Source organism: Citrobacter sp. Cf136, assembly GCF_030333815.1.
Classification (GTDB): domain Bacteria; phylum Pseudomonadota; class Gammaproteobacteria; order Enterobacterales; family Enterobacteriaceae; genus Citrobacter; species Citrobacter freundii.
Genome location: NZ_JAOWFE010000037.1, coordinates 96,503 through 121,435, shown reverse-complemented (window position 1 = coordinate 121,435; position 24,933 = coordinate 96,503). Strand labels below are relative to the sequence as shown.

The window sequence follows — 24,933 nt, the reverse complement described above, 5'->3', positions numbered from 1 at the left end:
GATGAATCTGCTCGAACTTAAGACCAAGATAAAATCCCATATCCTCGCTGGATATCCAGGGCTTTACATCCACTCCGGCGAAGAAAGCCGAGTTGATACGCTATTGCAGGAAATAAGTACAGAACTGACACTGTCTCCCAAAGAGTGGAACCTTGGATATGGCTGGGTTGATTTCCATAACAAGCAGCCTCGGAACACGCAGAGTCAGGCCACCGAACTAGCAGAAAGTTTACCTTCGCTGCTCGATGACGATTTGGACGGAAAACTCCTCATCATTAAAGATGCCCGCAGTGCACTGGAAAACCAGCCACTCGCCGTTGCACGGTTAAAGCAATTGCTCAACCGCATTCAGCGCCACCACCGGAGCAAAACGGCTGTAGTACTTGTTTCAGAAACTTTGCACATCCCAGTACAAATCGAGTCGCAAATCACCTTGCTCCCCCTGTCACTGCCCCAGGGTGAGGAAATTAACCAGCAGCTCAGCAGTTTTTGCCAGATGCTTGATCTGTTTGTCCCGGAAAATATGCATCAGCGTCTGCATACTGCGTGTTGCGGACTGAACCAGGAAGAGATCCGATCAGTATTAGCACTAGTTCGTCAACAGCATGAACAAATTAATGACGAGGCGTTGGCTCTTATCCAGCATGGGAAAGAGCAGATTATCGCAAAAAGTGGCGTGCTTGAGATGCTGCACGTAATCGAAAATGCAACTGACATCGGCGGTCTTGAGAACCTTAAAACCTGGCTCACTCGCCGCGCCCAGATTTTCCGCCGCCTGAGTGAAGCTCGCGATTCACGCGTACAGGCGCCTAAAGGTGTACTTATCGCCGGTATGCCCGGTTGTGGGAAGTCTCTTGCAGCCAAGGCAGCGTCCGGTTTATTCCAGTTGCCACTCCTACGTCTTGATATCGGCTCATTATTGGGTAAGTACGTCGGAGAAAGTGAACATAATATGCGTCGGGCGCTAACAATGGCAGAATCAATTAGCCCCTGTATTTTGTGGATCGACGAACTGGAAAAAGCCTTTGTCGGCATGAACAGTGGCAGTGGTTCGGAGGTTTCCTCACGACTTTTCGGCTATTTTTTGACCTGGATGCAAGAAAAAACCGGTGCGGTATTTGTCATTGCCACTGCTAACAATATTACCGTGCTCCCTCCAGAGTTGCTGCGTAAAGGACGGTTCGATGAGGTGTTTTACGTCGGATTCCCCAACGGCGTAGAGCGAGCAGCTATTCTGGACATCCATCTGAAAGGTGAGTCGCTTGAACTGACCCAGAATGAACGCAATAAGCTGGTAACACAGTGCCGTGATTATGCAGGTGCAGATATTCAGAATGCTATCAACGAAGCTCGAGAAATAGCATTCCTTGAAAACCGCCAGTTGGAGCTGAAAGATCTGGAAGCTGCTATCCAGCTTACAGTTCCGTTACGTGAGACCCTGCGTGAACAGGTTGCCCAATACGAAGAGTTGTTTGAGAAACTCAAGCTCAAACCAGCTTCCACCAGCGATGGTCTTAGCGTAGCGCAGATGATTCAGATGGCGGATAGTGCAAACTCGTTGCGCCGCGCAGAGGTCGCTAATAGCGAAGATTGTCCGGATGATTTACTGGAAAAACTGGCGGCAGATGCAGACCTGAACGTACGCAAAGCAGTATATCGTAACCCGAACTGTCCTGAGCAGATACTCACCCAACGTATTAACATTGTTAATGACCAGCCTGAGTTTGACATCGATCTTTTACATCTGGCCTGTATACATGCAAATGCACCGCATGATCTGATGGCAACACAATTCGAACGGCTTCAGCTCACTATTCAACATCGACTCCAGCTCGCCAGCAACAGCACAGATAGTACATTGCTTCAACATTTAATGCGTGATCCAGAATTAGACGTTTGCGAGATGCTGATTACCAATAAAAATCTCAGTAAATTAATGCAATTACAACTTGCGAAGGATTCCAGGGTCTCTATTCGCCGACGTTTGGCGCGCAATAGCAATCTTCACCCTGAGGCGCAAGAAATACTGGCAAGGGACCGCGATTTTACCGTGCGTGAAGATCTAGCAGATCTTGATGGGCTTAGCGAAAAGGTACAACAGATCCTGACGCTGGACAGCGATCAGGACGTGCGTGAAACACTGGCTAAACGCCGCCGTGAAGGATTACTCGCGGAAGCTGTACAACTAGAGTTAGCAAAAGATGAATGTACGGAAGTTAGGGAGTCATTAGCGTCTAACCCCAACCTGACTGCAACTGCACAGATACGGCTGACTCAGGATACGCGTGTCTCGGTTCGTCGCAAGCTTGCCGAACACCCTAATCTATCCAATCCCGCATTAAACTCTTTGCTCCAGGACACAGATGAAGTTCTTAGAGAACTCGCCGGTAGCAAACACTTTGATAGCGCCCTGTTGCAAAACAATTTGAGCCAGCATCCGTCAGAAAAAATTCGTATTGCCCTTGCCAGCAATTACGCTCTTCACCCTGAGGTTCAGGAACAACTGACCAAAGACAGCTGCACAGAAGTACGTGAGACATTAGCTGGCAATGCTAACATTGCGGACGACACGATCTGTACCTTAATGGATGATAGCGATGATGATGTTCGTGCACGCCTGGTACACTGGCGCAATTCGCTGCCAGAGAAAGCTATACATCATCTCGCGATGGATCAAAACCATCAGGTTCGAAAATCGTTGGCTTACACTGAAAATCTACCGAGTGAAGTACAGCAGCGACTAGCCAATGATATCTACGATGTTCAAAAAGAGCTGGCAAGTAACGCCACTATAAGTGCATTAACTCAACAGCAATTACTGGATAACGGTAACCAGGAAGTGCATTACGCGTTAGCAGGTAATCGCAACCTGACGGGTCCAATCATGGCGCAGCTCGCTGAAATGCATGATAGCGAAATCCGTGTTCAACTGGCCAGGAACAATGCCCTTACCGCTCCAATCATTGGTAAATTAATAAAGGATGAAGAGGAAGTACAACTGGCGCTTGCACTAAATCAGCATCTCAATGAAGAGTACTATACGCAGCTTTACGACTCGGGCTCAGCTGCGATACGCGAGAATCTAGCGGGCAACCCACAAATCGGCGAACCGTTAATGGAACGCATCTATAAAACAGAATTGGCGGTAAACAATCTGGCCACGGCGATGGAAAGCGTACAGTCGATTTTAGCCAGCATGAGGGCAAACTCAGGTTTACCATCAACGAAGAGTGTGACAAAAATCGCGCTAGCGCTGGCTGGTAATTCCGCGCTATCGGAAGCCCTACAGAATAAAATCCTGAATCTGGAGAACTGCAGCGTAGAGATACTCGAAGCGTTAGCCAGTAACCCGGCGTTGAGTAGGGATGGGCAAGAAGAGTTGGTTACGCACAAAGAGGCCAATGTGCGTCAGAAACTGGCGGCCAACCAAAATACGAATACTAAGATTCTCCACGAGCTGCTCCTTGATGATGAAGACAAGGTTCGCATCGCCCTGTTACGTGATTGGTGGACAGATCGCGAGATCGAATGGCAACTGGCGAACGATAAATCGGTCAAAGTACGCTGCGCAGTTGCGGCCTCACAAAGCCCAGGAAAAGCAGTTCAGGTGAAATTGGCAAACGATAGAGACCAAAGAGTACGTGCCCACCTGATACCAGAGGAGGAAAACTATCTCTTTACACTGAATCCTCTAACACAAACCCTTCTTGCCAGAGATAGCGATCTGTCAATTCGCCAGAAAATGGCCTCTTATCCTAAACTGCATCCGTCGGCACAACTCATACTGGTAGAAGATGATGCCATCTGTGTTAGGGAAGCACTGGCTAGAGGTTCGGAAGGACTCTTCAATTCGCCACTGAGTGAAGAAGTGCAGCATCGGTTGATAAAAGATAACGATCTCAGAATAAGGCTCGCATTGGCGAAAAATAAAAGGTTAACGCCAGAGGTCCAGATATTGTTAGCAAAGGATATAGATAACAGCGTTAAAAGAAAGTTGATTGAAGAATCAGATCGCATGAATCCGCTCTCTCTTCTGGTGCAAGAGCAACTGGCAAATGATCCTGATGTCACGATTCGAAGCGATTTGGCTCGGTGCCTGTTTAGTGGGCTCCTTGCTCCACGAAGCAGCCAGAAAATCCGACTGAGACTTGCTAACGATCCAAATGAAGCGGTTCGCGATATTATCATTAAGATGGGGTTATTTGAATTAACCTATTCAAGTGAACAATATAACGATGCCGTTCTGGACGGTTTGTTGGTAAGGGCAACCCACGAGCAAATGGAATTGATCAATCGCATCAGGGAAAAAAATCGACTTGCGGTTCAGTAAACAACACCGCTAAGCAGGTATGCCACGACTTTCCACCGTGGCATACCGTTTTCATTTGACTAGCCGAAAGCTACGGCCGACTTTCACATCCGATGGTGTAAATCTGGCCACTGCTAAATATTAATCGTCATTACCAGATCTCTGCCGATTCCGTTTCCATCACTCCCATGCGCGCTCAGATTTCGCGGCGTCAAACTGCGGCGGCGGTTTACGAAAGCGTCCGGTCAGGTACGCGAGATACACCAGCCCAACGCCGGCCCATACCAGTCCCAGCGTCAGCGATGTCACTTCCAGATTCACCCATAGTACGGCTACCGTGGCGGCACCGACCATTGGCAATACCAGATAGTGCAACTTTTCCTGCCAGGTATGCTTACGTCCTTCACGACGCCAGAAGTGGTTAAACACGGACAAATTAACGAAGGTAAAGGCCACCAGCGCGCCAAAGTTAATCAGCGCCGTAGCGGTCACCAGATCAAAAAACAGGGCCGACAGCGCCACAATCCCGACCATGATGACGTTCAACGCGGGAGTACGCCATTTGGGATGGACATAACCAAAGTACTTCTCCGGGAAGACGTTATCGCGGCCCATCACATACAGCAGGCGAGAAACGCTGGCATGCGACGCCAGACCTGACGCCAGCGTATTCACAAAGGTGGTGCACAGAAAAATAGACTGGAACAACTTGCCGCCGACGTACAGCGCAATCTCCGGCAGCGCCGCATCCGGGTCTTTGAATCGGCTAATGTCCGGGAAGAACAGTTGCATAAAGAACGAGGCGGCAATGAAGATCAGTCCACCGTACAGCGCGGTAAGAAAAATGGCTTTTGGAATGGTGCGCGCAGCATCTGGCGTCTCTTCAGAGAGGGTCGTTACCGCGTCAAAGCCGAGAAACGAGAAGCAGACAATGGTCGCGCCGGTGATAATCGGAATCAAATGCGCATTCTGACTGATAAACGGTTGCAACGACCAGACGGTCCCGACCCCTTCGCCTTTGTGCAGCCCCTGCACCACGAGGAAAATAAACACCACGATGATCGCCACCTGCACCAGGACAAACAGGGCATTGAAGTTCGCCACCAGGTTAACGCTTTTCAAATTGGCCGCGGTAAGGATCGCCACAAACAGCACTACCCAAATCCATGGCGCAACCCCCGGGAATAGCGCGGAAAGGTAAATTTTCGCCAATAGTACGTTAATCATCGGCAGGAAAAGGTAGTCAAGCAGTGAAGACCAGCCGACCATAAACCCCACATGCGGATTAATCGCTTTTTGCGCATAGGTATAGGCCGAACCGGCCTGCGGAAACTGGCGCACCAGCTTTCCGTAACTGATGGCGGTAAACAGTACGCCCGCCAGGGCCAGCAGATAGGAGGCTGGAACATGGCCATTGCTGATACCCGAAACAATGCCAAAGGTGTCAAACACTGTCATCGGCGTGAGATAGGCCAGCCCCATCACCACTACCTGCCACAGCTTGAGAGATTTACGCAGCTGTGCTTTGCCCGGCTGGGCTGCAAGATCCACAGAAGAATTAGTCGACATAGCTTTCCTCCCCGCGACGAGCCCAGATCTGCGTTCGAAATGTGGGAACAGCAGACCTGGGTCGTATCGGGGTAGAAAGCCATAAGAAAGGCGTCAATGTTGCACGGCACAGATGCGGTCCGTACTTACTGCGGGAGCCATGGATGCTCACGCGGGGCTGGTTTTTAAACATTGGCATCATCACATTTCCTCGTCACAAACTCTGTCGGTTATCTGAAGACCCGTTGTCGCCCGCGCTCCATTACGCGACATCCGGGAAATGGCAGGTATTCCTGCAATTTTGACGGGCTGGCTCCGCTCAGCCCGCATGATGCGACTTCTTTTTAAATGACCTGTACGACTGTCAGGCGTTTTTCAACATCCACTCAATTTCAGTGTCGGTGATAAGACGTTCAAACTGGATTAATTCATCGTTTTTACAGGCGTGATACACGTGGCTAAAACGCTCACCCAATAATTCACGCAGACTGTCGTTTTGCATAAACTCCCACAGCGCATCGCTCTGGCGGATAGGAAACGGTAGCCCTTCCTGCTCCAGTCCGTTGCCTTCCACTTCTTCCTGCAGCGGCAGATCGTTATCCAGACCGTGAAGGATCCCCGCCAGGATGGTCGACATCACCAGATACGGGTTGGCATCCGCCCCCGCCACGCGATATTCAACCCGATGGTTATCACGATCGCCGCAGGGAATACGCAGCGCCACCGTACGGTTGTTATGCCCCCAGGAAGCCTGAGTCGGCACATACATACCCGGCTGGAAGCGGCGATAAGAGTTCACATTCGGCGCCAGCAGCGCCATTGATGCGGGCATCAGATCAATCATCCCGGCAAGCGCACGCTTAAGTAACATGGAATCATCGCCATTCGCATCGGCCAGCACGTTCTCGCCTTTATTATTCATAATGCTGATGTGGATATGCATCCCGCTACCGGCATGCTCCTCATAAGGCTTTGCCATAAACGTGGCATGCATCTTATGTTTCTCCGCCACCAGCCGTACCAGACGTTTCAACGCCAGCGCGTCATCGCAGGCGTCGAGCACGTTATCGGTATGGTAGAGGTTGATTTCAAACTGCCCAGGGGAGGCTTCAGCCACTGCGCCGTCAGCCGGGATCAGCTGTAAACGGGCCAGTTCATCGATATCGTTTAACACATCAGCAAAATGGTTCAGGTTATCAACCGAGTAAACCTGACTTTGGGTATTGCGATCGTCCGTACCCGGCGCGCACGGCGGCTGCAGATAACCTTCGGGATCGCGCTTACGATCGAGTAAATAGAACTCCAGCTCTACCGCTACGACGGGGAACAGACCGCGCTGGCGAAGTTTCTGCCAGAGTCGGTTCAGTACGTTCCGCGGCTCAACGTCAAAGGGAGCGCCATCTTCATCCAGCATCGTCAGCATCATCTGTGCAATAAATTCAGGATCGGCGGCCGAAGGGGTTAACGTGCCTGCCACCGGTACACAAGTCCGATCCGGTTCGCCAAGCTCCTGGCCTAATCCCGCCTCTTCGACCACATTGCCAAGAATATCCATCGCGAAAACAGATGCCGGGAAATAGCAGCCTTTCTCTAACTTATGCAATCCAGCAACCGGAAGGCGCTTACCGCGAAAACAACCATTAAGGTCGGTTAACAGCACATCCACATACTGCGTATTAGGATAGCGTTCCAGATACTGCTTAACTTCGCGTGCAAACGCGCTACTTCGTCTCTCTTCAGAATGCTGAACAAAATTCTCAACTTCTACGATATTGGTTTCCATGATTCACCGCCGTTGGCCTGGTAAGCTGCTCTGTGATTTGACTGTTAAATATAATGTCCACCATTCGACTCTGGATGCAAACAAATTGTTTGTCAAATGTTAAATTAAGTTTGCTAGAAGGTTATTCCGCTGCTAGATTGAGAAAATAATGAACGGAATTGCACAACAAGGAACCGTTTGGCAATAATTTATTCCAAAACGTGAGGTCGATCATGGGCAATATATTTGACAAGCCAGTTATTGGTGTAGTGATGTGTAGGAACAGGCTTAAGGGTCACCAGACCCAGACTCTGCAAGAAAAGTACCTGAATGCGGTATTAAATGCCGGTGGATTACCGATAGCGCTGCCCCATGCGCTCGCGGAACCCGAATTGCTGAACGCGCTGTTACCGAAACTGGATGGTATCTTCCTGCCAGGAAGCCCAAGCAATGTGCAGCCGCACCTCTATGGTGAAAATGGCGATGAGTCTGACGCCGATCCCGGGCGTGATCTTCTGAGCATGGCGCTAATTACCGCCGGGCTCGAAAGGCGCATTCCCATTTTCGCCATCTGCCGGGGCTTACAGGAATTAGTTGTCGCCACTGGCGGGACTCTGTATCGTCGCCTGTGCGATCACTCACAGTTCCTGGAACATCGTGAAGATGCGGAACTCCCGGTGGAGCAGCAATATGCGCCATCTCATGAAGTCCAGGTTCAACAGGGAGGATTGCTATCTCAGTTAATACCAGGTTGCAGCACGTTTTGGGTTAACTCCTTGCATGGTCAGGGAGCAAAAACCCTTGGCCCGCAGCTGCGCGTGGAAGCACGCTCGCAGGATGGATTAGTGGAAGCTGCCAGCGTCCATGACCATCCTTTCGCGCTCGGCGTGCAGTGGCACCCGGAATGGAACAGTAGCGAATACGCCCTGTCGCGTTTGTTACTTGAAGGTTTTATCACCGCTTGTCAGAACCACCTCGCTGAAAAACAGCGACTCTGACCACTACAGTTAAGGAAATGCAATTATGAGCGATGACGGCCTGGCGCCGGGTAAACGTTTGTCAGAGATCCGCCAGCAATTGGGTCTTTCGCAGCGTCGTGCCGCCGAACTGTCTGGGTTAACGCATAGCGCCATCAGCACCATAGAGCAGGATAAAGTCAGTCCTGCCATCAGTACGCTGCAAAAGCTATTGAAAGTATATGGGCTGTCGCTCTCCGAGTTCTTCGCGGAACCGGAAAAGCCTGACGAACCGCAGGTGGTTATCAATCAGGATGATTTGATTGAGATCGGGAGTCAGGGAGTATCCATGAAGCTGGTACACAACGGAAATCCGAATCGTACGCTGGCAATGATGTTTGAAACCTATCAGCCAGGCACGACAACCGGGGAGAGAATTAAACATCAGGGTGAAGAGATTGGCACAATACTGGAAGGTGAAGTGATACTGACCATCAACGGTCAAACGTATCCTCTTGTTGCAGGGCAAAGCTATGCCATTAACACCGGCATACCACACAGCTTCAGCAACACCTCGGCGGGGATCTGCCGCATCATCAGTGCCCACACTCCCACCACGTTCTAATCAGTAACGGCCTGAGTTTCTCAGGCCTTCTTAAATAACGCGCATTAACAGGGTACATCCCTGGGGTATCGTGCAGCCTGATTTTGCCTGAAAAAGATCAGCAACGAACTTTATCTTATTGATATAAAAGGAGTAGCTATGAACTTTCAGAATCTTAAATATTGGCGTGAGAAAGCCAGCCATTATTCACCGGAAACCCGTTTATTTATTAACGGCGAATATTGTGCCGCCGCCGATAACGAAACCTTTATTACCCAGGATCCGGCAGGACAACGCCCGCTCGCCAAAGTCGCCCGCGGCAAAAAAGCGGATGTTGACCGCGCGGTCACCGCAGCCCGCACCGCGTTTGAACGCGGGGACTGGTCGCAGGCATCACCCGCAGAGCGCAAAGCGGTGCTGCACAAACTCGCCGATTTAATGGAGCAGCATCACGAGGAACTGGCGCTACTGGAAACGCTCGACACCGGTAAACCGATTCGCCATAGCCTGCGTGATGATATTCCCGGCGCGGCACGCGCCATCCGTTGGTACGCCGAGGCGATAGATAAAGTCTATGGTGAAGTTGCCACTACCTCGGTGAACGATTTAGCGCTGATTGTCCGCGAACCGGTGGGCGTGATTGCGGCCATCGTGCCATGGAATTTTCCCCTGCTGCTGGCATGCTGGAAGCTCGGCCCGGCTCTGGCTGCGGGTAACAGCGTGATCCTCAAGCCTTCCGAAAAATCACCGCTGACCGCGATTCGCCTGGCCGCACTGGCTAAAAAAGCAGGTTTGCCCGATGGCGTGCTCAGCGTTGTGAGCGGGTACGGTCACGAAGCGGGCCAGGCACTGTCGCTGCATCCGGATGTTGATGTGATCACCTTTACCGGCTCGACCCGCACCGGCAAGCAACTGCTCAAAGATGCTGGCGACAGCAACATGAAACGCGTCTGGCTGGAGGCCGGCGGTAAAAGTGCCAACATCGTATTTGCCGACTGCCCGGATCTGCCGAAAGCCGCCGCTAATGCAGCGGCAGGTATTTTCTATAACCAGGGCCAGGTTTGTATCGCCGGTACACGTCTGCTGCTGGAAGAAAGTATTGCCGACGAGTTTATCGCGCTTTTAAAAGAGCAGGCGAAAAACTGGCAGCCGGGCAACCCGCTGGATCCGGAAACCACGATGGGCACGCTTATCGACAACACGCATGCCGACACCGTTCACAGTTTTATTCGCGACGGTGAAGCGCAAGGCACGCTGGCGCTGGATGGCCGCAGCCACGTACACCCGGCGGCCATCGGCCCGACTATTTTTGTCGACACCGCGCCGCAAGCCCACGTCAGCCGCGATGAGATCTTCGGTCCGGTACTGGTCATCACTCGTTTTAGCAGTGAAGCCGAAGCTCTGGCGCTGGCCAACGACAGCGACTACGGTCTGGGCGCCGCGGTCTGGACCCGCGATTTGTCGCGCGCGCACCGCATGAGTCGCCGCCTGAAGGCCGGTTCGGTCTTCGTGAATAACTACAACGACGGTGATATGACCGTGCCATTCGGCGGCTATAAACAAAGCGGTAATGGACGCGATAAATCCCTGCATGCGCTGGAAAAATTTAGCGAATTAAAAACCATCTGGATCTCCCTGGAGTCTTAATCATGACTGAACATACCAGCAGTTATTACGCCGCAAGCGCCAATCAATACGAACCGTTCCCGACCCTTAGCGAATCGGTAAGCTGTGATGTTTGCGTCGTGGGCGGTGGTTATACCGGACTCTCCTCCGCCCTGCATTTATCAGAGATGGGTTACGACGTGGTGCTACTGGAATCCGCACGAATTGGCTTCGGAGCCAGCGGGCGCAACGGTGGCCAGTTGGTGAACTCCTACAGTCGCGATATCGACGTCATTGAACGCACCTACGGCCCGGACGCCGCTAAAATGCTTGGCAGTATGATGTTTGAAGGCGGCAATATCATTCGCGAACGTATCAAACGTTATCAGATCGACTGCGACTATCGTCCTGGCGGGCTGTTTGTGGCCCTGAACCACAAACAGATGGAAACGCTGGAGGAGCAGAAATCGAACTGGGAACGCTACGGCAATACGCAGCTTGAACTGTTGGATAGCAGCGAAATTCGCCGCGAAGTCAGCAGCGATCGTTATGTCGGCGCGCTACTCGACCACAGCGGTGGTCATATTCATCCGCTAAACCTGGCGATTGGCGAGGCTAACGCCATTCGTCTGAACGGCGGGCGCGTGTTCGAACAGTCGCCAGTCACCCGTATTCAGCACACCAGCCCGGCAGTGGTCAGCACCGAAAAAGGTCAGGTTACGGCACGTTTTGTGATTGTCGCGGGCAACGCCTACCTCGGCGACAAACTGGAACCTGCGCTGGCAAAAAGCAGCATGCCGTGTGGCACGCAGGTGTTAACCACCGAACCGCTGTCGGCGGAGATGGCGCGCTCGCTGATCCCGAAAAACTACTGCGTTGAAGATTGTAACTACCTGCTGGATTACTACCGTCTGACCGGCGATAACCGCCTGCTGTACGGCGGCGGTGTAGTCTACGGCGCTCGCGATCCGGACGATATTGAGCGTCTGGTGATGCCGAAACTGCTGAAGACCTTCCCGCAATTGCAGGGGGTAAAAATTGATTACCGCTGGACCGGTAATTTCCTGTTAACGCTGTCGCGCATGCCGCAGTTCGGCCGTCTTGATACCAACATTTACTATATGCAGGGCTACAGCGGCCACGGCGTGACTTGTACCCACCTGGCAGGACGGCTGATTTCGGAACTGCTGCGCGGGGATGCCGAGCGTTTTGACGCGTTCGCCAAACTGCCGCATTACCCGTTCCCGGGAGGCCGCAGCCTGCGCATTCCGTTTACCGCCATGGGCGCGGCCTATTACAGCTTACGCGATCGCCTTGGGGTTTAAGTTCTTCCGCGATAAACCCGACGCACAGGGCGGTCCCCCCTGTGCGTTTTTTTATTGCCGAAAAGCGAAAAACAGATAACAGGCACGAAAATATCGCAATAGGACATAACCACACACTTTGCATTGTTTCTCCCCGCTAATCGGATAGGCTTTTTTAGATTATCGCTGGCGGCGTGCGCCAGAACTAAACGGGGGAAGAAACGCGTGTTATGAATACGAATAACGAGGAGACCTTTTATCAGGCGATGCGCCGCAAGGGCGTGAGCAGACGCAGTTTTCTTAAATATTGTAGCCTCGCGGCAACATCGCTAGGGTTGGGGGCCGGAATGACGCCCAGAATCGCCTGGGCGCTGGAAAACAAACCCCGGATCCCGGTCGTCTGGATCCACGGTCTGGAATGCACCTGCTGTACCGAATCATTTATCCGCTCCTCTCACCCACTCGCCAAAGACGTCATCCTCTCTCTGATTTCCCTTGATTACGACGACACTCTGATGGCCGCCGCCGGAACACAGGCCGAAGAGGTCTTTGAAGACATTCTAAGCCGCTACCACGGCCGATACATTCTGGCCGTCGAAGGTAATCCTCCGCTGGGAGAACAAGGGATGTTCTGCATTAGCGGCGGGCGACCGTTTATTGAAAAGCTTAAAAGAGCCGCCGCCGGTGCCAGCGCGATTATCGCCTGGGGCACCTGCGCCTCCTGGGGCTGCGTGCAGGCTGCCCGGCCTAACCCAACTCAGGCAACACCGATCGATAAAGTGATTACCGATAAGCCGATCGTGAAAGTGCCCGGTTGCCCGCCGATTCCAGACGTCATGAGCGCCATCATTACCTACATGGTGACTTTTGACAGGCTGCCGGAACTCGATCGTCTGGGGCGTCCGCTGATGTTTTATGGTCAGCGTATTCATGACAAATGCTACCGCCGCGCCCACTTTGACGCCGGGGAGTTCGTTGAAAGTTGGGACGATGACGCTGCCCGCAAAGGCTATTGCCTGTACAAAATGGGCTGCAAGGGGCCAACCACCTATAACGCCTGTTCCACCACCCGCTGGAATGGTGGCGTTTCCTTCCCCATCCAGTCCGGCCACGGTTGTCTGGGATGTTCGGAGAACGGCTTCTGGGATCGCGGTTCGTTCTACAGCCGTGTGGTCGATATTCCACAGATGGGAACGCATTCTACCGCTGACACCGTGGGCCTCACCGCGCTCGGCGTAGTGGCGGCTGGTGTAGGCGTCCACGCAGTCGCCAGCGCCGTCAATCAACATAACCGCCACAAACAGCAGTTAACAGAAGCCGAACAACCGCAGCCGGACAAAGAGGATAACCAGGCATGAGCAACTCGTATCAAACCCAGGGATATACGTTAAACAATGCGGGTCGCCGCCTGGTTGTGGACCCCATAACCCGCATTGAAGGCCATATGCGTTGTGAAGTGAACATTGATGAGCAGAACATCATCACCAACGCGGTTTCCTGCGGCACCATGTTCCGCGGACTGGAGATCATTCTGCAGGGGCGCGACCCGCGCGATGCCTGGGCCTTTGTCGAACGGATTTGCGGAGTATGCACCGGCGTACATGCTCTGGCATCGGTGTATGCCATTGAAGATGCCATTGGCATCAAGGTGCCCGACAACGCCAACATCATTCGCAATATTATGCTGGCGACACTGTGGTGCCACGACCATCTGGTGCACTTTTACCAGTTAGCCGGAATGGACTGGATTGACGTGTTGAATGCCCTGAAAGCAGATCCGCGCGCCACATCACAGCTGGCGCAAAGCCTTTCTGCCTGGCCGAAGTCCTCCTCGGGCTACTTTTTTGACGTCCAAAATCGCCTGAAGAAATTTGTCGACGGCGGTCAACTGGGGATTTTCCGCAACGGTTATTGGGGTCACCCGCAGTACAAACTGTCGCCTGAGGCTAACCTGATGGGCTTTGCCCATTATCTGGAAGCACTCGATTTTCAGCGCGAGATCATCAAAATCCATACGGTGTTTGGCGGTAAGAACCCGCATCCTAACTGGATTGTCGGCGGTATGCCGTGCGCGATTAATATCGATCAGCGCGGCGCGGTTGGCGCAGTCGATATGGAACGCCTGAACCTGGTGCAGTCGATCATCACCCGCACCACTGATTTCATCAACAACGTCATGGTGCCTGACGCGCTGGCTATCGGCCAGTTCAATAAGTCCTGGAGCCAGATTGGCACCGGGCTTTCTGATAAGTGCGTCCTGAGCTACGGCGCGTTCCCGGATATCGCCAATGACTTCAGCGCGAAGAGCCTGTTGATGCCAGGCGGTGCGGTGATTAACGGTGATTTTAAAAACGTGCTGCCAGTGGATCTGGCCGATCCGCAACAAATTCAGGAGTTTGTCGATCATGCCTGGTACCGTTATCCGGACGATCAATTAGGTCGTCACCCGTTCGAAGGGATTACTGAACCCTGGTATAACCCGGGCGATGTCAAAGGCAGCGATATTGATATCAAACAGCTCAACGAACAGGAACGCTATTCGTGGATTAAAGCCCCGCGCTGGCGCGGACACGCCATGGAAGTTGGACCACTGGCGCGCACGCTGATTGCCTATCACAAAGGGGATGCCGCCACGATTGAATCCGTCGATCGCATGATGTCTGCCCTCAAGCTGCCGCTTTCGGGTATGCAGTCGACGCTGGGGCGTATTCTGTGCCGCGCGCACGAAGCCCAGTGGGCCGTGAGCAAACTGCAATATTTCTTCGACAAGCTAATGACCAACCTGAAAAACGGCAATCTGGCGACCGCAAACACCGAAAAATGGGAGCCTGAAAGCTGGCCGCAGCAGTGCCGCGGGATCGGCTTTACCGAAGCACCGCGCGGCGCGTTAGGTCACTGGGCATCGATTCGCGACGGGAAAATCGATCTCTATCAGTGTGTGGTGCCGACCACCTGGAATGCCAGCCCGCGCGATCCGAAGGGACAAATTGGCGCTTACGAGGCGGCGCTGATGGGCACCCAAATGGCGATACCGGATCAACCGCTGGAGATCCTGCGCACCTTGCACAGCTTCGATCCCTGCCTGGCATGTTCAACCCACGTACTCGGCGACGACGGCAGCGAACTTATCGCCGTCCAGGTTCGCTAAGCGTTAAGGAACGGAACGATGACTGGAAAAACATCCCCACGCGTCGGGGAGGCGCGTGATACCGCTATCAGCCACTATGTGTTTGAAGCGCCTGTACGCTTGTGGCACTGGCTGACGGTGGGCTGCATGTTGGTGTTGATGGTGACCGGATACTTCATTGGTCGACCGCTGCCGTCGGTCAGCGGTGAGGCCACTTATCTGTTCTATATGGGCGACATCCGGCTGATACATTTCTCCGCCGCCATGGTATTCACGGTGATCCTGCTGATGCGCATTTACTGGGCCTTTGTCGGTAACCGCTATTCACGCGAGTTGTTTATCGTGCCGGTCTGGCGGCGCAGCTGGTGGCGAGGCGCGTTTTCGGTGGTGCGCTGGTATCTGTTTCTGGAAAAAAAACCGGGAGATGATATCGGTCATAACCCCATCGCGCAGGCGGCGATGTGCGGTTATTTCCTGCTCTCCGTTTTTATGATCCTCACCGGTTTTGCCTTATACAGCGAACATAGCCAGTACGCCATTTTTACCCCTTTCCGCTATGTGACGGAGTTTTTCTACTGGACCGGTGGGAACTCTCTCGATATCCACAGCTGGCATCGGTTGGGGATGTGGTTCATCGCCGCCTTCATCGTAGGCCATGTGTATATGGCGATTCGTGAGGACATCATGTCTGACGATACCGTCATCTCCACCATGGTCAATGGCTACCGTAGCCACAAATTTCCCAAAGGTCAGCACGACAAGGAGGCGTCATGAGCGAACCACACGTCATCGTGATGGGTCTAGGCAACCTGCTGTGGGCAGACGAAGGCTTTGGCATTCGCGTCGCCGAACGCCTGTACGCCCATTATCACTGGCCGGAATACGTTGAGATCGTCGACGGCGGCACGCAGGGGCTGAATCTGCTGGGCTACGTTGAGCAGGCCAGTCATCTGCTGTTGCTGGACGCCATCGACTACGGTCTCGCGCCGGGCACCCTGCAAACCTACGCCGGTGAAAAAGTCCCCAGTTACCTCAGCGCCAAAAAAATGAGTCTGCATCAGAACAGTTTCTCCGAAGTGCTGGCGCTGGCGGACATTCGCGGCCATCTGCCCCCGCACATCGCCCTTGTAGGACTTCAACCGGTACAGCTGGACGACTATGGCGGCAGCCTGACCGACATCGCGCGTGCTCAGCTTCCGGCGGCGGAGCAGGCCGCACTTACGCAACTGGCTGCGTGGGGGATTGTGCCACAGACCAACGATGAAACGCGTTGCCTGAACTATGAATGCCTGTCGATGGAAAACTATGAAGGCGTGCATATTCGCCAGTATCGCGTAACGCTGGAGAGATAAGCAACATGTTGAATGACAACCCTTTTCCTGCTCTATGGCAACGTATGCTGGCACGAGGCTGGCAGCCGCTAACCGCGCCCGAACTGGATGACTGGATAACCCACGTTCGCAACGGTGTGGTGTTACTCAGTAGCGATCCCCGCCGTACACCGGAAGTCAGCGATAATCCGGTGATGATTGCCGAGTTGCTCCGCGAGTTTCCCCAGTTTGACTGGCACATCGCCATGGCGGATCTCGAGCATAGCGAGGCGATTGGCGATCGTTTTGGCGTATTCCGCTTCCCGGCCACACTGGTGTTTATCCAAGGTGAGCTGCGCGGCATTCTCAGCGGCATCCACCCGTGGGCCGATCTGCTCAACCTGATGCGCCCCTTAGTTGAACCACGCACGCCGCCGGAGTCTGAACGATGAGCGACACTTTTTTTCATCTGCTGGGGCCGGGAACGCAGCCGGACGATGACAGCTTCAGCATGAATCCCTTACCCCTCACCTGCCAGGTTAACAGCGACCCCAGCATGGCATCACTGGAAAACTGCCCGCACAGTCCGGCGGTGATGGCATTGTTAGCCGATGTGCGCCAGCAGCTCAGGAGGCGCATTCCCGCCAAACAGGACGTGCTGGGATGGGATTTATCCGCGCTCAACGCAGACGATCTCACGTTTTTGAATACGCTGCTCGGCGAAGGCGAAGTTTCAGTGCGCATCCAGCATGCTGACGGCAGAGCGTGCGAGATCCAGGAGTCGATTTTCTGCGGCATCTGGCGGGTGCGTTGTCAGAATGACAAGGGACAATGGGAGGAGCATCTGGAAGCAGGCAGCGCGCCGCGGGCACTGTGGCTGGCGGCAACGTTCAATACACTGCCGGACGACAGCCTGTTGCCCCCGCCAGTGGACGGGCTAATGAATGGCCTGACACTGGCTCAGGAACTGCTGGCGCACGTGCGCGATCCGGCCTTGCAACCCCATAGCATTAACCTCACACAACTGCCAATTAGCGATGCGGATCGCCTGTTTCTTGCTCGGTTATGTGGCGAAGGACACATCCAGATCCGCACTATCGGCTACGGCGAGAGCCAAATCGACGCCACGGCGCTGCGCCATGTCTGGCATGTGCGCTGTCTGGATACCCTGAAAGGGCTTCTGCTCGAAAGTTATGAGATCTGTCCATTACCGGAACTGGTGCAGGCTGCGCCGGAAGATCTTCGCGACTCGCTCCAGCGCCTGGATGAAGTCTGCGGCTGGCTGGCATCCGGTCCACCGGCCTGACCCCCTCTCCCGGCCCGCATGCTTTTATGCTGCGGGTCTGGCGTTTTCTTCCTTATCTATTCACTCTCTAATGCCTGATGGAGTTCGCATGTGGGACGTCATTGACTTATCGCGTTGGCAGTTTGCGCTGACCGCGCTGTACCATTTTCTGTTTGTTCCCCTGACGCTGGGGCTAATTTTTATGCTGGCCATCATGGAAACCATTTATGTGGTGACCGGCAAAACAGTCTACCGCGACATGACACGTTTCTGGGGCAAGTTATTCGGGATTAACTTTGCGCTCGGCGTGGCAACCGGCCTGACCATGGAGTTTCAGTTCGGTACTAACTGGTCGCTCTATTCTAACTATGTGGGCGATATTTTTGGCGCGCCTCTGGCAATGGAAGCCCTGCTGGCCTTCTTCCTCGAATCCACGTTTGTTGGTCTGTTCTTCTTCGGCTGGCAGCGCTTAACCAAATACCAACACCTGATGGTCACCTGGCTGGTCGCGTTTGGTTCCAATATCTCGGCCCTGTGGATCCTCAACGCCAACGGCTGGATGCAATATCCAACCGGCGCTCACTTTAATATTGATACCCTGCGTATGGAGATGAGCAGCTTTAGCGAGCTGGTCTTTAACCCCATCAGCCAGGTGAAATTTGTGCATACCGTGATGTCCGGTTATGTCACCGGCGCCATGTTTGTGATGTCCATCAGCGCCTGGTATTTGCTGCGCGGTCGCAATCGCGAGTTCGCCCGGCGTTCCTTCGCGGTGGGTTCCGTTTTTGGCACGCTGGCTATCCTCGGCACCCTGCAACTGGGTGATAGCTCAGCCTATGAGGTTGCCCAACGCCAGCCGGTAAAGCTGGCGGCAATGGAAGGCGAATGGCAAACCGAACCGGCACCCGCGCCCTTTCATGTCATCGCCTGGCCGCAGCAGGAGCAAGAACGTAACGCCTTTGCTGTGAAGATACCGGCTCTGCTGGGCATCCTGGCCACGCACTCTTTAGACACGCCGGTTCCGGGGCTGAAAAATCTGATGGAGGATGCTCTTCCCCGCCTGCAACGAGGTCGGAAAGCGTGGCTGCTGATGCAGGAAATCGCCAAAGGTAACCGCACGCCTCAGGTACTGAACGCTTTTCACGCTGTGGAGAAAGATCTGGGTTACGGCATCCTGCTGGCGAACTACGCACCTGATATGAACCATGTCACTCCGGAGCAATATCAGGCCGCGCAACGCGGTGCGATCCCGCAAGTAGCACCGGTATTCTGGAGTTTTCGCATCATGATTGCATGCGGTTCACTTCTGCTGCTGGTGATGGCGATTGCTCTGATACAGACCTTACGCTGGCGTATCGACCAGCATCGCTGGGTACTGCACATGACACTGTGGAGCTTGCCGCTACCGTGGATTGCCATTGAAGCGGGCTGGTTTATGACGGAGTTTGGCCGCCAGCCGTGGGCGATTCAGGATATTTTGCCGACCTGGTACGCCCACTCCGCGTTAAGCGCAGGCCAACTGGCCTTCTCCATGGGGCTAATTCTCACGCTTTACACCTTGTTTTTAATTGCCGAAGTCTACCTGATGCAGAAATACGCGCGCCTTGGCCCGGATGCAATGCATAACCAACAACCAGCGCAACAACAGGGATAAAGGAGATAATCATGTTGGATTATGAAACGTTGCGGCTCATCTGGTGGCTGCTGATTGGCATCATCCTGGTGGCATTTATGGTCACCGACGGGTTTGATATGGGGGTTGGCTGCCTGTTGCCGCTGATCGCGCGTAACGATGATGAGCGTCGGGTACTAATCAATAGCGTCGGAGCGCACTGGGAAGGTAACCAGGTGTGGCTCATTCTGGCGGGCGGTGCATTATTCGCGGCCTGGCCGCGGGTCTATGCCGCGGCATTTTCAGGGTTTTATGTGGCGATGATTCTGGTGCTGTGCGCCCTTTTCTTTCGCCCGTTGGCCTTTGATTATCGTGGAAAAATAGCCAATGCACGCTGGCGCGCCATGTGGGACACCGGGTTGGTGATTGGCAGTCTGGTCCCTCCAGTTATCTTCGGCGTCGCGTTCGGCAACCTTTTTTTGGGCGTGCCTTTTATCTTCACTCCACAGCTTCATGTGCAATACCTGGGCACCTTCTGGCAGTTACTCTCACCCTTTGCCCTGCTGTGCGGCGCATTAAGCCTGATGCTGGTTATTCTGCAAGGGGGCGTGTGGCTCCAGTTGAAGACCGACGGCATTCTTCACCAACGTGCGCTGTCTGCTACCCGCCGCAGCGCGATGCTGGTCGTGCTCTGCTTTCTGTTAGCCGGTTACTGGCTATGGACGGGGATCGATGGCTATGTGTTGCTAAGCCAGGATCCTAATGGTCCTTCCAACCCGCTATTAAAAGCAGTAACTACCTCGCCGGGCGCGTGGATGGCGCACTTTTATCAGTCACCACTGCTGTTAATTATTCCGCTGCTTGGCATGATTTTCCCGATGCTCGCGATCTATGCCTGCGGACAACGTCGGGCCGTATGGGGATTTTTGTTTGCTTCACTGGGCCAGGCCTGCGTGATCTTCACCGCTGGAATCACCCTGTTTCCGTTTGTGATGCCTTCAAGCGCGTATCCGCTCTCCAGCCTGACGGTGTGGGACAGCACCTCCAGCCAGATGACACTCAGTATCATGCTGGTTATTGTGCTGATTTTTCTACCGATCGTTCTGCTTTATACCGTGTGGAGTTATTACAAAATGCTCGGGCGCATCAATGTAGAAACGATCCGCCGCCACAACCACGAACTTTATTAAGGAGGACTGTACGATGTGGTATCTGTTTTGGTTTGTCGGCATTCTGCTGATGTGCGGACTCTCCACGCTGGCGCTGGTCTGGCTTGAGTCGCGGCAGAGATAATTCTACACGGGCGCTACGCTTTCTGGCTCCCCGGTTTATTCGGGGAGCTTTTTTATCCCCTTTCCATCAGCTCGCCAAGACGCCTAATCTGCCGTCCCTGATTATCGAAATTACGCTCATCGAGCCACATATCGTAGGCCGGTCGAAGTGACGGGTACTCACCGTCAATGATTGAGTACCATGCGGTATCTCGATTACGCCCCCGCGTGACGACAGCCTGACGAAATATGCCTTCAAAACTGAAGCCAAAGCGCTCCGCCGCCCCACGGGAAGGAGCATTGAGAGCATCGCATTTCCATTCAAAACGGCGATAGCCCAGATCCTCAAAAACGTACTTTAAAAGCAATGAGATGACTTCTGTTGAGATTCGCGAACGTTTCATGCGTACGGAGTAGGAAACATGGCCAACTTCGATCACGCCATTTGAGGGATCAATCCGCATCAGTGCAAACGTACCAACAGGTTTCATACTGGTTAAATCGATCACAGCAAAATGCATCGGATCGGTCTGTTCTTCCATCTTTTTTACATAATCCAGGAAGGTATCGAAGGTCTCAAAAGGCCCGACCGCGAGATATGTCCAGTCACGACAATCGCTTGCTTCGCTGTACGCTTCATACAACTCTTTTGCATGGCGTTCGGCGTTAATACGTTCAAGCTTACAATAGCGACCTGTAATTTGCTGAGCCTGTGGAAAGGGTGCGCCTTTCCAGTCAGACAAAGTCATACCAACGGGTTGATGAAATTGATTAAAGATGCCCGACATATCCATACCTCTTACAAAACAGGGCTAAACCAGCGCAGAGTATGATCAAACTGGACAGTCCAAAAGAACCACAATGGGTGTTTTTAACAGATCCACACTATTTAATTGTACAAAAAACAGGCGCAACATTTTTACACGTAGCAAAAGAAACGTATTTACTGCATTAATGCTAAGAGCTGAATAAATTATAAGTTAAATAACCTGAGCCAGACGGCGAATCCCATCAACAATTGCCTCTACCGGATGATTTGCAAAACCAATCAAAATCCCCTGTCGTGAGACATCGCTCTGGTAATAACGACTTAGTGATAGTATTCCCATCCCTAGTAATCTGGCTTTCTCTTCAACTTCACTCCCAGTCATCCCATTTTGCAACCAACATACGATATGAACGCCTGAGTCTGAAGGTTGAATAATCATTTTATCAGCAAGATAGTATTGAATAGCATTGACCAACGCAGTTCTTCTTTCATAGCATGCTTTGCGAATTCGACGCACATGACTGGCATAGTGCCCCTCCTCAATAAAATTTGCCATCACTGCTTGTTCAAGATAACTGGTACCGAGATCGGAATAATATTTGGTCACCATAATCTGTTCTTGTAAACCCGGCGGAACAACTAAAAAACCTAAACGGAATTCCGGGTACATCATTTTAGAAAATGTTCCGGCATAGATTACGCGTTGATTCTGATCTAATCCTTGCAGAGCTTGTAAAGAACGGTCGGCATAACGGAACTCACTATTATAATCATCTTCAAATATCCATGCCTGATTCGACTTCGCCCATTCCAGCAACTCAAAACGCCGGGATAAACTCAACGTTCCACTTAATGGATATTGATCCGACGGGACGACATAGGCCAGCTTAGCGTCAGGAAAATGATCAATACCATAGCGGACGTTCATTCCTTCGCTATCTACCGGTACCGGCCTCACCATAGCACCAACAGACATGAAGGTTCCGCGGGCGCCTTTGTAACCCGGGTCGTCCAGCCAAACTTCATTTCCTGCCGACAGCAATGCTCGTGCAGTAATGTTCAATGCCTGCTGAATACCATTTACGATGATTATTTGATCTTCGTTACAGTTCACTCCACGCGTTGTTTTAATGTAGCGGCAAACCGCTTTTCTCAAAGGAAGGTACCCGCAAGGATGAGTGTGGGCTCCCAGTTGATGCCGGGATTGTCTCCAGACTCGTTGCAGTAGCTTTCCCCATAACCCATGCGGGAAGAGATCGGTACACCCGACACCAACTGCAAATAGACGGTTCATGCCGCGCCCTTCATACTCATTTGACCATAAATCGCGAGCAGGATTATTTCGGCTGTGAACCTGCTCATCAGGCGATACGACGTCCACCAACGCCATCTCTGGATAGCTATTGCTGATACTCCGATCCGGAATATGATGTGAGACATACGTTCCAGACCCTTTACGAGTCAGGATATACCCTTCATCTAATAGCCGGTCATAACCGGCGATCGCTGAGTTTCGTGAAATTGACATCATTTCGGACAACGCCCTGGTTGACGGCATTTTTGTTCCTGGCGGCAATCGCCCTTCGAGGATGTGATCGCGGAGGATGTGGTAAACCTGCTCCTTAACCGCACCTTTTCCTAAAACAAATCCTTGAAATAAAGGCGCATTGTTTTTCTTCATTGTATTAACCTTTATACTAAAGTGGATCCTATCAATATATCGAAAGTGTCTCTTTACGAGAGTTTATAAAATTCTTAGTATCATCATACTAACACATTACTCGTATAAAATATCAGGATATATATGATTAACATGAATGCCGTTACTATTGAAAGTGCAGAACAAAAAGACTACGCCAGCTGGCTTCCTTTATGGATAAACTATCAAACATTTTACCGCACTATAATTTCAGATGAAGTAACAAAATTAACGTGGGAGCGTTTCTTTACCCCGAGCGAACCTGTTTATTGTGCTGTTGCAAAATATGATGGGAAAATAGTGGGACTGGTTCATTATCTCTTTCACCGCTCAACCTGGGCAGAATCAAACTATTGCTATCTCGAAGATTTATTTGTTAGCGAAGATGTACGCGGCCAACACATCGGTAAACAACTTATCGAATATGTCCAACAACAAGCCAAAAAACATCACGCGTCAAGATTATACTGGCATACGCATGAAACCAATCTCCGTGGGCAACGTCTGTATGACTGGGTGGCCAAAAAGAGCGGGATGATCGAATATCGTATGTAAGTATAATAATACTCAGGATAGTATTGAATAATTAAATACTAAAAATAAGCCTCTGAGTAGATATACTCAGAGGATGTATCGGTGACAAATCCCCCCAACCTGAATAAGATAAGGAAAAAAACCAGCGATAAGCAAATTCTTAAGAATTAAAAAGGTAAAGAGCCAGCATGGCAACGATAAAAGATGTTGCAGAGTCAGCGGGAGTGTCCACCGCAACAGTTTCACGTGTTATTAATCAAACCGCATGGGTTGAACCCGTGACGCGTGAGCGTGTTGAAAAATCCATGCGCGAACTGAACTATCATCGCAATGCTGCCGCTATTGCATTAGCGAAACGCAGCGGTGACATGCTCGGGTTATTGACCGGCAATCTTGCCGATCCCTTTTTTGCCAGGCTTGCCCGAGGCGTGGAAGAAGTATCACGCCAGCAGCAGTTTCGGCTGATGGTATGCAGCGGCGGCCACGATGAAGGAATGGAAAAATCAGGACTCGATTTCCTGATAAACCAGGGCTGCGAAGCTATTGTGGTCCATGCCAGTAGACTGTCTGAAAAGGAACTGTTGCGATATGCCGCTCATTTTCCTGCCATGGTGGTCGTAAATCGCTATATTGCCGGGATGGCCAATCGCTGCGTGTGGCTGGAAAATAGTCAAGCAGCTAAAACAGCCACGCTACACCTCCTGGAGCAAGGACACCGTTGTATTGCCTGCGTGACAAGTGACTTACCGATTATCGATCGCCGTGAGCGGCTGGAAGGTTATCGCCAGGCGCTGGCTGAATATGGTATTACGCCAGATAAAAATTGGGTGATTAGCGTGCCCTTTAATGAAGAAGGTGGCGAACGCGCTGCACATCAGCTGCTTAATTGCGGCATTCCTTTCACCGCAGCGGTGACGTTTAATGATGTGATGGCCGCCGGGATTATGCGCATCCTCCATCAGCAGGGAATTACACTTCCGCAACAGCTTTCGATCGTTGGATTTGATGATGTGGTGATGGCCCGCTATCTCTACCCTGCACTCACAACAATGCATTATCCCGTTGAGCGCATGGCTCGCTGCGCTTCGCAGCTGGCGATACAGCTTTTTAAGGGCGCAACTCAGCGTCCCAGCGTGAATAGTTTCACTGCAGAGCTGGTGATCCGCGATTCTGTTCTTCCCCCCTCTCTCTGAAATCAATGCGTAAATCGTCAAGACCCTGAGTTGTGATCGACTTCA

The 24,933-nt window shown here is 52.3% G+C and carries 20 protein-coding genes; 16 read left to right on the top strand and 4 right to left on the bottom strand.

Annotated features, from left to right (window positions below):
* Position 1 precedes the first annotated feature (1 nt).
* Positions 2 to 4,330 (top strand): AAA family ATPase, encoded by a 4,329-nt coding sequence (locus OGV98_RS14430; RefSeq protein ID WP_196006296.1) that lies wholly within the window; start codon positions 2 to 4, stop codon positions 4,328 to 4,330.
* 159 nt (positions 4,331 to 4,489) lie between these two features.
* Here OGV98_RS14430 and OGV98_RS14425 read toward each other — a convergent pair whose 3' ends face one another.
* On the bottom strand, positions 4,490 to 5,878 hold the full coding sequence (locus OGV98_RS14425; protein ID WP_003838705.1) for an APC family permease: 1,389 nt from the start codon (positions 5,876 to 5,878) through the stop codon (positions 4,490 to 4,492).
* A 343-nt stretch (positions 5,879 to 6,221) separates the two neighbouring features.
* A complete protein-coding gene (locus OGV98_RS14420; protein ID WP_008321000.1) occupies positions 6,222 to 7,640 on the bottom strand; it encodes a glutamine synthetase family protein in 1,419 nt (472 codons plus the stop codon).
* A gap of 212 nt (positions 7,641 to 7,852) precedes the next feature.
* Here OGV98_RS14420 and puuD point away from each other — a divergent pair, with 212 nt between their 5' ends.
* The 13 genes from puuD to cbdX all read left to right on the top strand — a co-directional run bounded on the left by puuD (position 7,853) and on the right by cbdX (position 20,715).
* A complete protein-coding gene (gene puuD / locus OGV98_RS14415) occupies positions 7,853 to 8,617 on the top strand; it encodes a gamma-glutamyl-gamma-aminobutyrate hydrolase (RefSeq protein ID WP_043015313.1) in 765 nt (254 codons plus the stop codon).
* Positions 8,618 to 8,642: 25 nt separating this feature from the next.
* Positions 8,643 to 9,200: an HTH-type transcriptional regulator PuuR gene (puuR, locus tag OGV98_RS14410; RefSeq protein WP_003830877.1), complete on the top strand. Its 558-nt coding sequence runs from the start codon at positions 8,643 to 8,645 to the stop codon at positions 9,198 to 9,200.
* 138 nt (positions 9,201 to 9,338) lie between these two features.
* Positions 9,339 to 10,826 (top strand): aldehyde dehydrogenase PuuC, encoded by a 1,488-nt coding sequence (gene puuC, locus OGV98_RS14405; RefSeq protein ID WP_202580740.1) that lies wholly within the window; start codon positions 9,339 to 9,341, stop codon positions 10,824 to 10,826.
* Between the two features lie 2 nt (positions 10,827 to 10,828).
* Positions 10,829 to 12,109 (top strand): NAD(P)/FAD-dependent oxidoreductase, encoded by a 1,281-nt coding sequence (locus tag OGV98_RS14400; protein ID WP_046669776.1) that lies wholly within the window; start codon positions 10,829 to 10,831, stop codon positions 12,107 to 12,109.
* Between the two features lie 209 nt (positions 12,110 to 12,318).
* Positions 12,319 to 13,446 (top strand): hydrogenase 1 small subunit, encoded by a 1,128-nt coding sequence (gene hyaA / locus OGV98_RS14395; RefSeq protein WP_016149649.1) that lies wholly within the window; start codon positions 12,319 to 12,321, stop codon positions 13,444 to 13,446.
* Complete coding sequence (gene hyaB / locus OGV98_RS14390; RefSeq protein ID WP_286551641.1) at positions 13,443 to 15,236, top strand: Ni/Fe-hydrogenase large subunit; 1,794 nt, start codon at positions 13,443 to 13,445, stop codon at positions 15,234 to 15,236. Before hyaA ends, hyaB begins: the two co-directional genes overlap by 4 nt.
* An 18-nt stretch (positions 15,237 to 15,254) precedes the next feature.
* Complete coding sequence (gene hyaC / locus OGV98_RS14385) at positions 15,255 to 15,989, top strand: Ni/Fe-hydrogenase b-type cytochrome subunit (RefSeq protein ID WP_003838720.1); 735 nt, start codon at positions 15,255 to 15,257, stop codon at positions 15,987 to 15,989.
* Positions 15,986 to 16,567, top strand: coding sequence for a hydrogenase 1 maturation protease (gene hyaD, locus OGV98_RS14380; protein ID WP_003838722.1), 582 nt, complete (start codon positions 15,986 to 15,988; stop codon positions 16,565 to 16,567). Before hyaC ends, hyaD begins: the two co-directional genes overlap by 4 nt.
* 5 nt (positions 16,568 to 16,572) lie before the next feature.
* Positions 16,573 to 16,977, top strand: a complete 405-nt coding sequence (hyaE, locus tag OGV98_RS14375; RefSeq protein WP_202580741.1) for a hydrogenase-1 operon protein HyaE — start codon at positions 16,573 to 16,575, stop codon at positions 16,975 to 16,977.
* A complete protein-coding gene (locus tag OGV98_RS14370) occupies positions 16,974 to 17,831 on the top strand; it encodes a hydrogenase expression/formation protein (RefSeq protein WP_032937039.1) in 858 nt (285 codons plus the stop codon). The genes hyaE and OGV98_RS14370 overlap by 4 nt, the downstream gene beginning before the upstream one ends.
* Positions 17,832 to 17,919: 88 nt before the next feature.
* Positions 17,920 to 19,464, top strand: coding sequence for a cytochrome bd-II oxidase subunit 1 (gene appC, locus OGV98_RS14365; protein WP_016149645.1), 1,545 nt, complete (start codon positions 17,920 to 17,922; stop codon positions 19,462 to 19,464).
* An 11-nt stretch (positions 19,465 to 19,475) separates the two neighbouring features.
* The gene (gene appB / locus OGV98_RS14360) at positions 19,476 to 20,612 is read left to right on the top strand and encodes a cytochrome d ubiquinol oxidase subunit II (RefSeq protein WP_003838730.1); all 1,137 of its coding nucleotides are present in this window, start codon (positions 19,476 to 19,478) and stop codon (positions 20,610 to 20,612) included.
* A gap of 13 nt (positions 20,613 to 20,625) precedes the next feature.
* Entirely contained in the window at positions 20,626 to 20,715 is a 90-nt protein-coding gene (gene cbdX, locus OGV98_RS14355) for a cytochrome bd-II oxidase subunit CbdX (protein WP_003838732.1), read from the top strand.
* A 52-nt stretch (positions 20,716 to 20,767) separates the two neighbouring features.
* Here the strand turns inward: cbdX and OGV98_RS14350 are convergent, their stop codons facing one another.
* Both OGV98_RS14350 and pdxR read right to left on the bottom strand, forming a co-directional pair.
* On the bottom strand, positions 20,768 to 21,481 hold the full coding sequence (locus OGV98_RS14350; RefSeq protein ID WP_071696922.1) for a GNAT family N-acetyltransferase: 714 nt from the start codon (positions 21,479 to 21,481) through the stop codon (positions 20,768 to 20,770).
* 192 nt (positions 21,482 to 21,673) lie between these two features.
* The gene (gene pdxR / locus OGV98_RS14345) at positions 21,674 to 23,143 is read right to left on the bottom strand and encodes a MocR-like pyridoxine biosynthesis transcription factor PdxR (protein ID WP_057101188.1); all 1,470 of its coding nucleotides are present in this window, start codon (positions 23,141 to 23,143) and stop codon (positions 21,674 to 21,676) included.
* A 123-nt stretch (positions 23,144 to 23,266) separates the two neighbouring features.
* On the opposite strand from pdxR, the gene OGV98_RS14340 reads away from it, so the two are divergent.
* Together OGV98_RS14340 and OGV98_RS14335 are read left to right on the top strand one after the other, a co-directional pair.
* Complete coding sequence (locus OGV98_RS14340; protein WP_003838738.1) at positions 23,267 to 23,716, top strand: GNAT family N-acetyltransferase; 450 nt, start codon at positions 23,267 to 23,269, stop codon at positions 23,714 to 23,716.
* Positions 23,717 to 23,883: 167 nt separating this feature from the next.
* A complete protein-coding gene (locus tag OGV98_RS14335; RefSeq protein WP_202580742.1) occupies positions 23,884 to 24,888 on the top strand; it encodes a LacI family DNA-binding transcriptional regulator in 1,005 nt (334 codons plus the stop codon).
* Positions 24,889 to 24,933 lie beyond the last annotated feature (45 nt).